Raw genomic sequence first — 13,263 nt, forward strand, 5'->3', positions numbered from 1 at the left:
CTCATAGAAGAAGATGGTTACGGCGAGCGCCCACCTGTGCATTTTATAGCGTTTATTTATGTCCACCTACTTAACAAGATCGATGGCAAGTCCGGTTAATAGTCCTTATCGCAGTGAAAATGGATGGCAATCCAGTTTTCTGCGATCGCTCCCAAAGGCATAGGGTAATCAACCGAACTTGAATATTAGGCATTACTTATCGTCACCTGTCACTACCCCTGTATTTTTGGGATATAACTTATTTTAACAAAGAGCAGCTTTACAAACCATCTTCCATAAGTAATGACTTCAGAACTTACGTACTTAGTACGATCTTTTGTCTTTGCGAGTGAAACAAAGCCATCTTAGATTTTTATATTTATCTTAATAGTGCGTAAGCACAAACTAATAGTCTACCACAAAATTTTATTAATTCAAAGGTTAGTATGCCACTTCTAGGATTGACCACTATTGAGCGATCGCTTATCTCAACCTTTGGCGGGCCGCTTGTAAAATCAAGCGTTGCTCAGCGCGTGCGATCGCAATACCAGTGCGTTCCACCGCCTCCACATTCACAGAAATAGATGTAATTCCCCACCTTACTAGCGAATCAATCATCTCAGGATACAAAGCCGGAGCATCCCCACAGATAGAGCAAGGAATCCCTGCGGTATTCGCCATTTCAATTAACTGTTGAATCGCTCTAATCGCCGCAGGATGACGTGGATTAAAAACACTAGCCATCTGTTCCGAATCGCGGTCAACACCTAATAAAAGTTGAGTTAAATCGTTAGTACCGATCGTAATTCCCTGAACTCCAGCTTTCACATAATCGGGTAACAAAAACAAAACCGATGGCACCTCAGCCATAATCCACAGTTGGAAATCTGGATGCAACCGTCCCCAAAGTGTTTCTAACCGATTTCGGCAGAAAGAAAAATCTTCAACAGAGCGCACAAAAGGCAAAATTAAGTTAACATTGCTATATCCCAACTGATATACTCTTTCAATAACTGTCAATTCTAAATCGAATAGTTCTGGATCTAATACATAACTAAAACTGCCTTCCACCCCCGATTCTCGCAAATCTAAAGAGCGATAAAACACAGGGCGCGGAGCTAAAGCAGCCGCAAATAGAGCTAGCTGATCCGCCATCCGCTCCACAAATTCTGCTTGGCGACCGCTGTGAAGCCAAAGCCTGGGATGTTGATAATCCAAAGCTTCCAGCGCCATCAATTCCGATCGTAACAAGCCGATGCCATCCAGAGGCAGATTTTTAATCCGCTCAATGGAACCAATCTGGCTGACATTAGCGTAAAGCTTAGTAGCTATTGGCAATGGGTAATTTAAGGTTGAAGAAAAATCCGTTATGCCCTCAATGCTCAGAGATTGAGCTGTTGCGTTTGACAGTTGTGCGTATTTTTCTTCGGCAATGTATGCCTTGCCAGATGTACTCTTATTAATATTAGTTTCGCTCATCAAGTAAACTTCTCCTTTATTGCCATCTATTAACAGTGAATCGCCAGTTTTAATCGCATGAGTAGCATCTGCAACTCCGACAACTGCCGGAATGCCAAGTTCTCTGGCTAAAATTGCGCCGTGTCCCGTCATCCCTCCTCGTTCTGAAATTACCCCAGCAGCAAGTTTTAGCCAAGGTAGCCACTCTGGGCTAATTTCAGAGGCTACTAAAATTCCTCCTGCTAAAAAATTGGATAATCTAGAGTTAGGATTGGTAATCACTTGGGCAGTAGCGATCGCAGTTCCGGCCGCTGCTGGTAGTCCCCGGAAGCAAATAGGGGAAGAGAGGGAGAGTTTTTCATCCTCGCGATCGCCTTTTCTGTGTTGCCCATTTAAGAGAGAAACTTGGGTGACATACAACTGCGGCTCTGAATTTGAGGCTAATTGGCACAAAGTCCACTCCATGACGAGGGAGCAACCAAGGTCTGCTTTTACCTTTTCTGCCATATCCATCAGCCCTTGCAGGTAAGGTTGATCTAGAGCGTATTGATTTTGCTCGACTTCGCTAAGGGCGCGAGCTTGCAAAGGACTGGCGGCACCAGAAATAACGAAGGAGGCCCCTGTTGCAGAGGCTTCGCGATCGCGGCGGAGGATGAAATGAGAATTTTGCTGCGTTCCTCCGTCCCCGCGATCGGGGGCTAAGTTATAAGCGATGTTTTTATGACCTAACTGCTGGCTTTGGATGTTTCTAGTTTCTGGCTGCACTTGGTAGCAGTCAGGAATAGCCTCCCCCCAAACCAAGGACATCCCCAAACCCCAACTGGCTTGGATTTCCCAAACTGCGCCCCCATTGGCGGCGATCGAACCAGAGGCGATCGCATTCCGCAACGGTTGTACTAAGACTGTGGGCGCGAGTTTCTGCAAACTTTGACCGCAACGCTGCCAGTAAAATAGGCTTTTGGCTCTAAAAAGTTCTGCCCAAGCTCGTTTGAGCCCATTAGCAATAGCTTCGGAATCAGTCCATACTACTTGAGATTCCAACAAACCAGAAGTTTTAATGCTGGTGTTAGTCAGGGAAGGGCGAAAAATCAGGGCTTTGGCATCTAATTGTTGCACTGCTGACTCAAGACTAGAGGCTAAGGCTTCTGGCAGTTTGGCGCTGATAATTTGGTGACGAATACGCTGGGCGATCGCTTGTAGTTGGTGCGGATTGTCAGCGTTGAAATATAGAGAGGAGTTAGGGAGGTCAGCAAATAGGGGTTCTAACCAGTCAATTTCGGAAAGGAAATCCCAAAACGTTTGAGGCGCGACAACGAAACCCCTGGCAACGGGGTAGCCACGCTGCATTAGGTCGCTTAAGTAAAACGCTTTGTCTCCAACCGTATCTCGGTCAGAAGATTGAATCTGGTTGAGCCAGTAGAGGTTTTGCACACTCTTAGCCTCTTGAGCAACTTTATTAAGATTTTATTAAATTTTGTGTTGGTTGCGAGTAAATGTTGAGCCTTAAAGCTATTCAAGGACAGCACTTGCGATCAAACTTAGGCTGTTGATTCCCGCAACCGCTTTTTTAAGGGTGCTTTCCGATCCCCCCTTTTTAAGGGGAGTATAGGGGGTATCTCTGTGAGTCCTGTTTGAGTTAAAATCTGACAATGGAAAAACGCTGGTGGACTTCTTACTTTAAACCGTTCTGGAGTTTATTTCTTAAGTCTAGCTGTTCTCTTTGTCAGCGGACTGCACAGGGAGAGTCATTTTGTCAATATTGCCAGAAACAAATTTGGCAGTGCCAATTTACTAACAACAGTCAACTTTGGCAAGGAGAGATGCCGATTTTTGTCTGGGGAGAGTATAGGGGAGCGTTGAAACGCGCGATCGCAGCTTTTAAATATGATAACAAACCAGAAATAGGTAAACCTTTGGGTCACTGGCTGGCTCAAGCTTGGTTAAATTATCCTGAATTAGCTATTGACAAATTGACAGTTGTACCCATTCCTTTGCACGCGACAAAGTTAAAAAAGCGGGGTTTTAATCAGGCTGAAATTTTAGCAGAGAATTTTTGTGAATTGACGGGTTTACCTTTGCAGCGACAAGGTTTGGAACGAGTGAAGGAGACTAAACCGCTATTCGATCTTTCGCGAAAAGAGCGACAAGATGAGATGAAAGAAGCGTTAATTTTGGGTAAAGGTTTTCGCCGTCGGCATCCCCCTGGGGGTGTGCTGTTGGTGGATGATATTTATACTAGCGGGACTACTGTCAAATCTGCAACTGAGGCTTTGAAACGGGAGGGGATTAAGGTTTATGGAGTGGTGGCGATCGCAAGTACCAAGAATGGTTAACAGTTAACAGTTAACTGTTAACAGATACCAAAAAAGCATCAAAAGTAGCGCGATCGCACATCGCAGACTGAGCACCATTTTTAGTCGCACATAGAGCACCCGCCGCCGCACCCCAAACCACCGCCTCTCGCAAAGAAAAACCAGCATCTAATGCCGCTGCAAGTCCACCATTAAAAGCATCGCCAGCAGCTACCGTATCAACAGCTTCGACGGCAAAAGCAGGGATAAAAAAGGTTTCATCAGCAGTAGCACAAACCACACCTTTAGATCCTAATTTAATAATCGCATTATTAACACCAAACTGACGCAATTTAGCGGCGGCTTGAGTAGCAGTTTCCGGGTTGTTAACAGGAAAGCCTACCAGTTGACTAGCTTCCACCTCATTCGGAGTAATAATGTCAATTAGCGGATAAAAATCTGTAGGAATATCTGAGCGAAAAGGTGCGGGATCTAGAATAACTTTTACACCAGCTTCGCGGGCAAGTTTTGCTGCTGCTTGGACAATTTGCAGGGGAATTTCTAACTGTAGTAACAAAGCTGTCGCAGTTGGTAATATTTCTTTTAGCCGTTCTAAATCAGTGTCATCAATGCAGTTGTTAGCACCGGGAACGACAATAATATTATTTTGACCGCTATCTTCTACAGCAATAATGGCAATACCTGAATGAGTGCTTTGATCGATTAATATTTTGTCTATATTTAATCCATAAAATTGTAAACTTGTCAATAGTTCTTGACCAAAATGATCGCCCCCAACCCTCCCGATTAGGTGGGTTGTTATTCCCAACTGGGAGGCGGCTACGGCTTGATTTGCACCTTTACCGCCGCCTGCGGTGAAGAAATTATGACCGAGTAGGGTTTCGCCGGGAAGGGGTAAACGAGGGGTTTTGGCGATCAGGTCGATGTTGATACTTCCAAAGACTATAATGCTCATAGATTTAGATTTAGATACGGTGTAAAAGTTTGAGTTCTTCAGGGTTAAGTTCGCGCCATTGACCGGGTTCTAAACCATCTAAGCGTAGGTGCGCGATCGCAACTCTTACTAGCCGTAAAGTAGGGAAACCAACCGCTGCTGTCATTCGCCTTACCTGACGATTTTTCCCCTCTGTAAGGGTCATTTCTAACCATGCGGTGGGTATATTTTTGCGAAACCTGATCGGGGGATCGCGTGGTGGTAATAGCGGTTCTGCGGATAAGAGCTGCACTTTTGTCGGTCGAGTGCGATAATTCTGAATAGTTATACCCGATTGCAGATGCGCGATCGCATCTTCGCTAGGGATTTTTTCTACTTGTACCCAATAAGTGCGCGGGTGAGCAAATTTTGGATCGCTTAGTCGATGCTGCATTTGCCCATCATCTGTTAACAGTAACAACCCTTCGCTATCTCTGTCCAGCCGTCCTACAGGATATACAGAAGAAATGGGTATATAGTCTTTAAGGGTGCTACGTTTGTTCTCACTTTCCGCGTCTGTGAATTGGGTTAAAACATCGTAAGGTTTATAAAAGAGAATATAGCGGTAAGCCATCGTAATTTTATATTTTAGATTCTTATTATACTCGATTTAAAATAAGCTTTTACACCTTTCTACTCATCTTCAATCACTCCATTACTGCTTCTCCAAAATGGATAGATCCTACTGAAACAAGAGGCTGCCAGTGCCAAATTAAGATATTATCTTTCATATTTTTTCAAGTCCTTACTAATTACCGTTTAGCTTCTTGAGACTGATTTCCCCCTTTTTTCTGTTGATGTCTACCTTTCAAAGGGGATTTGGTATTATCTGTATTTAATCGGACACGATCTAATACCAATTATCCAAATAATTGATACAATCTGCATTGTTGAGTGAACTTTATACAACCAACCTCCTGCCTCCTGCCTCCTGCCTCTACCTTTGCATAACTTTATAGAATTGGTATAAGTCCGATTAAGATAAAACAATGCGATCGCGACCCTGTTCTTTAGCTCGATAAAGTGCCTGATCTGCCGCCAATATCAACTTGACGAGTACCTCGCTATCTGCAACAGTAGTGGCTATGCCCATACTCAAAGTAACGTAATTGCTAACGCCTGACTTAGCATGAGGTAGCTTAAGAGATTCCATTTCCGAACGAATAGCTTTAGCCGCACGTAAAGCAGAAGCAGCATCCCTATTAGGCAAAATCACCGCAAATTCTTCTCCACCATAACGCGCCGCCAAAAATAGGTTTTCATCCTCCGGCACTTCTCCAGTTTCCCACTCTTCACTATTGCCCAAACATCGCTCCACAGAACGATTGAGTGCAGCAGCAACCTTTTTCAAACAAGCATCGCCTGCTTGGTGTCCGTAGGTGTCATTGTAGAGTTTGAAAAAGTCAACATCACACAGAATTAATGATAGTGGGGTGCGATCGCGCTGAGAGCGGGCCCATTCGCACTCCAGATATTCATCAAAGCAGCGACGGTTAGGAATTAGCGTTAAACCATCCAAAGTAGCGATCCGCTTGAGTTCTTGATTGGCATCCTGTAATCTTTGATAAAGTTCAGCTTGGCTGATAGCGATCGCTAACTGCGCCGCCAACTGCTTGAGCAAATCCATCTCCTGCGGTTGCCAGTGGCGCGATCCCTTACAATGGTGGGCAACTAACAGCCCCCAAGGTTGATAATTAGGAATTTTTGAGTTTGGAGACTTGGTTACACTCGCAACACTTAGCTGCGTTGAGTTTTGAGAGTGACTAACTCCCCTGCGATCGCCCACAAGCGAACCTTCCTGGTCACAAACCACTGTACCACCCTGTTCAGAAGCTCCCACACTCCCCAATCCCTGTAGCGCGATCGGCATGACTAAAGTCGCTCTCACTTGAAACTGAGCGAGTAAATCAACATCAGACTGCGGTAAATCTGCCCGATAAATATCCTCAACTGCTTGGATTTGACCGTCAGCAAACATAGACGTAGCAAAGCTAGCATCAAGAACCTTAACATCTAGCATCGGCTGCCAATCCGAACATACCGATTCTACAGCCACCGCCCTACTACCATCCTGCTCGCAGCGGTAAATTAATACTCGATCTGTCTGCAAAAATTCTCTTACTTCTGCAACCGCTACGCTCAGAATACCTCTGAGATCGAGAGATGAGCGGATACGCTGAGCAATCTTACTAATCAGTCGCTCCCGTTCAGCTTGCTGCCTGCGCTCTTCTTCCAAGCGTTTGCGCTCGGTAATATCTTCAACAGTTCCCTCATAGTAAAGCGCCGTTCCGTGCCTGTCGCGAACTGCACGAGCATTCTCAGAAATCCAGATCGTGCTACCGTCAGAGCGGTAAACTTGGGACTCAAACCCCGACACTACATCATCTTCTTGCAAGCGCCGGATAAACTCGGCGCGGCGATTTGGTTCTACGTACAATTGCCGCGAGATGTCAGTCAAGCGCACCATCAATTCTTGGGGTGTGGAGTAGCCGTAAATCCGGGCTAAAGCGGGATTGGCATTGAGATAATGACCGTCAATTGTCGTCTGAAAAATCCCTTCCAGAGCGTTTTCAAACAAGCTGCGGTATTTCTCCTCCGCCTGCCGTTGAGCTTCTTGGGCTTCTACGCGGTGGGAGATATCGCGGTAAGCGCTCAAAAATAGGCTGCGGTTTTTATACTGCATTAAAGATGTCGATACCAACAGGGTTTTTTGCTTGCCTTCTTTCGTAACGATCGCTGTTTCCACATCCCGAAACCCGCCTGTAAGTACCATCTCCCTAATCCCATTCAAGGCGGCGGCGTGGGCTTGCGAGTCAGGATACAGCAACCGCAGAAAATCTCCAGCAGTTTCAGCCTCTGCTTTGCTATAACCCGTCAACTCCTCCATTCTGGAGTTATAGATGATAAAGTTCCCGTCCGCATCGCTGAGGGTAATGCCTTCGCCAACGGTTTCAATGACTGTAGATAGCCGTTGAGCCCCTTCGATAATTTCTTCCTGAGCTTGTTTGTGGGGAGTAATATCTTCATAGGTGATCAGGATACCAACAACGTTTCCCTCTGTGTCGTGTAGCGGAATCTTGTTAGTATCTAGCCACGCTAGTTGACCGTTTGCTTGCAGTTGGGGTTGGAGGATGCGATATTGCGGGGTATCTGTTTCCATCACGCGCAGATCGCCTTTGCGAAAGGACTCAGCTTGCTCTTTTGTCCAAGGTAAGTCCCAGTCTGTAAGTCCAATAATGTCTTGACAACAGGCCAAACCTGCATCAGCGGCGGCAGTGCGGTTACAACCTAAATAGACGGAGTTTCGATCTTTCCAGCAGATAGCTTGGGGAATGTTATCGATCACCAGTTGGAGCATTTCCTGTGACTGTTGTAGGGCTGACACTGCTTGTTTACCCTCGCTGATGTCGATACCCAATTCCAGAACTAGCTGAGAACCGTCAATGTCTGTAAAAGGGAAGTTGTAACTTTGATAAGTCTTGCCATCAAAGCGCGTCCATTCCCAAGTAGCCGTTTTTTTGATGTCTAAAACTTCGCTAGTCATATAGGTAGGATAAGAGGGCGATTGCCCTGGAAGGATTTCTGGACGCTGCTTGGCATCTGGATCGCCAAAGTGTTCGCGAAAGTAGCGATTAGCAAAGTGGATGCTGCGATCGCGCCCTTGCACGCAGACATAAGCGGGGAGTTGGTCTAGGAGGGAAAAAAGCCGCTCTCGTTCGGCTTTGAGTGCGGCCTCTGCTTGTTTGCGCTCGCTGATATCTTCTATGACGGCAATATCATACTTAGGACGCATCATGGCATCGCGTACCATTGAAACTGTTAAGTTCACCCAGACGAGAGTTCCATCTTTGCGGATGTAGCGCTTTTCCAGGCAGTAAGTCTGAATTTGATTTGCTAAACAAGCTTGTCTAAAGTTTTCGTTAACTTGCAAGTCATCTGGGTGAGTAATCCGATCGAATGCCATTTCCAGCAATTCCGATTCGCTGTATCCCACTATTTCGCAAAAGCGCTGGTTGACTCGAATTAAATTACCTTGGGGATTGATATTTATAATCCCAACTGCTGCTTGCTCGAAGATAGTACGGAACTGTTCTGATATTTCATCATCTACTTCCCTTGATTGATTGCTACGGCTAATTTCTTGTTCAATTTGCGAATTATTAAACATCAATTCGGCAGTGCGTTCTGCTATCAGTTCCTTGATGCGATTGCGGTATGTTTTCAATTCTTCCTCAAGCTGCTTACGCTCGGTGATATCGAGAATCGTACCGACGTAGCCAATAAAAGTTCCCTCTGTTGTTTGTTGAGGAACTCCCCTATCTAGAATCCAACGGTATTCTCCATTCCTGCACCTGATGCGATATTCGGCTTGAAAGTGGCTAGGTCTAGCCATCCCTCGGCATCTCACGTCAATTGCTTGGCGGTATGCTTCTAAGCACTGCTGTAAATCTTCTGGGTGAACGCTTTTTGCCCAAGCACTTTCGAGTGTTTCTCCTAAACTGCGATCCGTAAACTCTAAGCAACGTTGATTTAAAAAAGTGTATCGGCTGGATGCGTCTGACATCCAGATTGCCACAGGTACAGCATCAGCTAGAACACAGACGTGCTCAATCCGACGCGGGATTGCTTGGATCTCGGCTCGACACCATTCTACATCTGAGTCGATCTCATGTACTTTGGAAACGCAAGAGTTAGTTTCTGTCTCAGGATAATGGTAGTTTGCGCGAGTTTGCATGCAGATCGGAAAAGCCCGCTGAACACCCATACCCTTCAGGGATTGGGAAGAAAGCGGGGCGGGGTTTGCCGCTTTCCTAATCAATGGTGCTGTACGCAGTTGCCCAATTTTTAGGGATGTGTTGCGATCCAGGCTCAAATCGTCTCTATTTCGCTTTGCGCTTTTGAGCTTGCAGATTTGGGTTAGATAAGTGTAACAGATTTGCCTATTCTTGACATCTTAGCAAGAGAATACCAAGATTTTATTTACCATATTTTTTGTCCTCGATCTGGCGATCTCGATCGTATTCTTATTTTTTACCTGAGTTAGCCTTGAATTCCGAACTATTCTCTAAATTTTCAACTTTTCAGGCAAAAGTTTTATAATTAAGAATTAAAAAGTTAGAATTAAAACGCAAATTTTAAAATCAATAAAAAATCTGTATAGCTGAATACGAATAGCCATTAATATTAAAAAACTTATAACTTCTGCCTTCAGCATTGCCCCCTTCTTCCTTCTTGCTTCTTCCTTCAACAAATTTGGACTACAGTGCGATCGCGCCCTTCCTGTTTCGCCTGGTAAAGAGCTTTATCAGCCATAGCAATCAGTCCTTCCCTAGAAACTGAAGAAACTGGTTGCCATTGCTTGCCACCAAAATTAGCCACACCGAGGGAGACAGAGACGAACTCGCTAACTTTAGAAGTAGCGTGAGGTATTTGTAAAAATGCGATCCGGCGACGAATGTCCTCTGCAACCTCAAGCGCCCGCTGCTTCTCGGCGCAAGGGAGAATCACCGCAAATTCCTCTCCCCCGTAACGAGCCGCAAAATCCCCAGGTTGCTGTCTGGCCTCATTTATAGCCTCCGCTACTTTTTTAAGGCACTCGTCCCCAGCTTGGTGGCCATAAGTGTCGTTATAGAGCTTAAAAAAGTCAACATCACACAAAATTAAGGAGATGGGGCCACCATTCCGTAGCGATCGCAGCCATTCATACTCAAGATATTCATCAAATTGGCGGCGGTTGGCCAACCCTGTGAGTCCATCCAGAGAAGCGAGACGTTGCAACTCACCATTAGCCGCTTCCAACCGCTGATAGAGTTGAGATTGCTGGATCGCGATCGCCCCCTGAGCAGCTAAGCGCTCTACAAACCTGATCTCTGCTGGTTGCCATCGGCGAGGGTACGAACAGTGATGGGCAATCAACAATCCCCAAAGTCTAGGCTCGCTGGTGAGGGTACTCTTAGGTGATGTGGTGGAGTTCTGAGGAAGATTAGCGGCGAAAGGAAAAGGAGCAGTGTGATTTTCCCCATCTCCTAATTTCCCGATCTCAAGAGTTCCCCAATTCTTCTGTTCTCTAATAACTATAGGCACAATCATGCTCGCTCTTACTTGAAACTGAGTCAAAAATTTTTTATGACATTCAGAGATATCAGCAGTGTAAATATCCTCAATAGTATGGATACGTCCCTGCTTGTAAAGTTCGGCATAGTCTTCACTAAAGCAATAATTTTCGAGAGTTGTTCCTAGTACAGATACCCAAGGAAAGACAACGGATTCCACTACCATTACCCCTTTTGTATCAGGATAAAAACGATAAATTAATACTCGATCGGTTTGGAGAAATTGCCTCACCTCAGCCACAGTAGTATTGAGAATTACATCCAGATTCAAAGAATAGCGAATGCGCTCCAACATTCTCGCCATCAGGCGCTCTTGCTCATTCTGCTGCTGCAATTCCTTGATAAGCTGCCCGTTTTGGAGCAGGCGGCGGACGCGCTGTCGCAAAACTGCCCAGTGAATGGGTTTAGTGACATAATCAGTAGCACCAGCGGTAAAAGCGCGATCGACGGACTCTGGATCGTCAAGACCAGTAATCATCAATACGGGCGTGCGTTCGCGCGGTGCAGAAAGAGGAACCAAAAAAGAAGTATTTGGCTGTTCCTGTTGTTCTTTGGCATTCTCTTCCTGGGCCAGGAGCTTTTGCAATTCGCTACAGCAAGTGAAACCGTCCATGATCGGCATGATGGCATCAAGCAGGATGATATCTGGCCAACGCTTGGAACATTTCTCTAAGCATTGTTCGCCATCACTGGCCTCAATTACTTGATAGCCTTGTTTTTCCATTGCGCGGCGCAATAAAACCCGCATGGACTTTTCGTCGTCCACCACGAGAATGAGGGGCGAATCTTTCTCGATGGGGGTGTTAATCATTAATCAAATAAAAAAAAGTTGGCTTATATTTTTTTAATTGGGTTTTTTCAGGCAATCGCTTACTGGCAAAAGGCAGGTGTAAGGTAACTATGGTGAAAAGTTTAGTTATTTTAGATGGGGAGAAGGGATAAGTCAATGATTTCGGCCACTAAGAAAGTGTCGATCGTGTTGGCGGTTGCTATAATTTTAATGCTAAACAATCGATTCTAGACATTGTAACCGAAGTATTTCGAGTGCTTGCCTTGTCTTTTGATACTCAGTTTCTAGTTCGAGTATTAGGGTCTGAACTTCTGCTGGCAGGGATAATGGAGTTTCGGTTTCTACAATTTTAGATTGGAGACAATTACGAGCTATTGCCTCAATTTTTTTACACAGTTGAGACAATTGAACGGCTCCAAAAGTAGCGCTACTTGACTTCAGGGTGTGAGCGGTTGCGTAGAGATCGGCTGCATTTTGATTGCGATTGGCAGTCTGGAGGTATTGCAACATTTTAAGTGAGTCTTCGAGGTAGCAATCGATCATTTCTACAAGTACAGAAGAGGTATCGCCTCCTAGCATTTCTTCTAAAGATTGTAATACTTTGAGGTCAAGAACAGAGGGAGAAATTGGAGGCTTGGCTGCTAGTGAGACATTGTTAATAGGAAATGGAATTAGTTTCTGAGATTTACTGAGTGCGTTATTGAGTGCGGCTCTCATTTCCTCCAATTTTATTGGTTTGCTGAGGTAGTCGTCCATACCTGCACTGATGCAATCTTCGCGATCGCCTCGCATGGCGTTAGCCGTGACGGCGATAATCCAAGGCTTAGGGAATGGTGAAGGGGGTGCATTTTCAGGTTGCGTACTACTGATTTCTGCCGCCTGCAATGGCCATTCTAAGGCAATGCGGCGCGTGACTTCTAACCCGTCCATTTTGGGCATTTGCACGTCCATGAGTATAACATCGTAGGGTCGCGATCGCAAAGCACTGAGCACTTCTAAGCCATTGGTAGCTAGGTCAGCAGTGCATCCCAGCCGCTGCAAGAGCCGCAGAGCGACTTTTTGGTTCACTGTATTGTCTTCTGCTAGCAGGATTCGCAGGTTATTAAGGGTTGGGTGGTTGCTATTGGGTTTCGAGGCGAAATTCTCAAGGGCAATTAGCTGAGATTTTTGTGCAAAAATTTGGAGTAAAGTGCTATAAAAATAAGAGTTTTTAATTGGTTTGTTCAGAAAAGCGGTAATATTAAGATTAGCAAGAGCGGTGGGAGCCTTACCAATACGAGTCAGTAATATCAAAGGTAAATTGGCAAGTCCTAGTTGTTGACGGATGGTTTTGGCTAGGGTTAAACCATCCATTTCTTGCATTTCTGTACTCAGAATTGCTAAATCAAAATCTGGTTCTGCCTGTAGTTTTTCCAAAGCTGCAATACTGTTAGTAGTGACAGTAGGAAACATTCCCCAGTTGCGAGTTTGCAGGGTTAAAATCTGTTGGGTGATGGGGTGACTTTCGACAATTAGCAGTCGTTTTCCTGCTAATTGGGGAGGAGGCGAGTTTGTCTCTTGGAAGTCCTCACTTTCCTCACTTGCCGATTCCACTTGTACGGTGAAATAAAATACTGAACCTGTGGCGGGGGAGAGGAG

The 13,263-nt window shown here is 45.3% G+C and carries 7 protein-coding genes; 1 reads left to right on the top strand and 6 read right to left on the bottom strand.

Annotated elements, in window-relative coordinates:
• Window positions 1–462: 462 nt before the first annotated feature.
• Window positions 463–2,868 carry a putative PEP-binding protein gene (locus PN499_RS07265; RefSeq protein WP_272031041.1) on the bottom strand — a complete coding sequence of 802 codons (2,406 nt, stop codon included), beginning with the start codon at window positions 2,866–2,868 and terminating at the stop codon, window positions 463–465.
• A gap of 218 nt (window positions 2,869–3,086) precedes the next feature.
• Between PN499_RS07265 and PN499_RS07270 the strand changes: the two genes are divergently transcribed.
• The gene (locus PN499_RS07270) at window positions 3,087–3,770 is read left to right on the top strand and encodes a ComF family protein (RefSeq protein ID WP_272031042.1); all 684 of its coding nucleotides are present in this window, start codon (window positions 3,087–3,089) and stop codon (window positions 3,768–3,770) included.
• A 10-nt stretch (window positions 3,771–3,780) separates the two neighbouring features.
• Here PN499_RS07270 and rbsK read toward each other — a convergent pair whose 3' ends face one another.
• The 5 genes from rbsK to PN499_RS07295 all read right to left on the bottom strand — a co-directional run.
• On the bottom strand, window positions 3,781–4,704 hold the full coding sequence (rbsK, locus tag PN499_RS07275; protein WP_272031044.1) for a ribokinase: 924 nt from the start codon (window positions 4,702–4,704) through the stop codon (window positions 3,781–3,783).
• Between the two features lie 10 nt (window positions 4,705–4,714).
• Window positions 4,715–5,296, bottom strand: coding sequence for a pseudouridine synthase (locus PN499_RS07280; RefSeq protein ID WP_272031046.1), 582 nt, complete (start codon window positions 5,294–5,296; stop codon window positions 4,715–4,717).
• A gap of 402 nt (window positions 5,297–5,698) precedes the next feature.
• Window positions 5,699–9,457 (bottom strand): PAS domain S-box protein, encoded by a 3,759-nt coding sequence (locus PN499_RS07285; protein ID WP_272031047.1) that lies wholly within the window; start codon window positions 9,455–9,457, stop codon window positions 5,699–5,701.
• Between the two features lie 509 nt (window positions 9,458–9,966).
• Window positions 9,967–11,646, bottom strand: a complete 1,680-nt coding sequence (locus PN499_RS07290) for a GGDEF domain-containing response regulator (RefSeq protein WP_272031048.1) — start codon at window positions 11,644–11,646, stop codon at window positions 9,967–9,969.
• A 192-nt stretch (window positions 11,647–11,838) separates the two neighbouring features.
• Window positions 11,839–13,263: response regulator (locus PN499_RS07295; RefSeq protein ID WP_272031050.1), on the bottom strand; the 1,425-nt coding region annotated here is incomplete at its 5' end.

This window comes from Kamptonema animale CS-326, from assembly GCF_028330895.1.
In the GTDB taxonomy this organism is placed as follows: domain Bacteria; phylum Cyanobacteriota; class Cyanobacteriia; order Cyanobacteriales; family Microcoleaceae; genus Kamptonema; species Kamptonema formosum.

Excerpts from the sequence above, each read along its gene's own strand:
- PN499_RS07270 (WP_272031042.1), top strand. The coding sequence starts at position 3,087 with ATGGAAAAACGCTGGTGGACTTCTTACTTTAAACCGTTCTGGAGTTTA.
- rbsK (WP_272031044.1), bottom strand. The coding sequence starts at position 4,704 with ATGAGCATTATAGTCTTTGGAAGTATCAACATCGACCTGATCGCCAAA.
- PN499_RS07280 (WP_272031046.1), bottom strand. The coding sequence starts at position 5,296 with ATGGCTTACCGCTATATTCTCTTTTATAAACCTTACGATGTTTTAACC.
- PN499_RS07285 (WP_272031047.1), bottom strand. The coding sequence starts at position 9,457 with ATGCAAACTCGCGCAAACTACCATTATCCTGAGACAGAAACTAACTCT.
- PN499_RS07290 (WP_272031048.1), bottom strand. The coding sequence starts at position 11,646 with ATGATTAACACCCCCATCGAGAAAGATTCGCCCCTCATTCTCGTGGTG.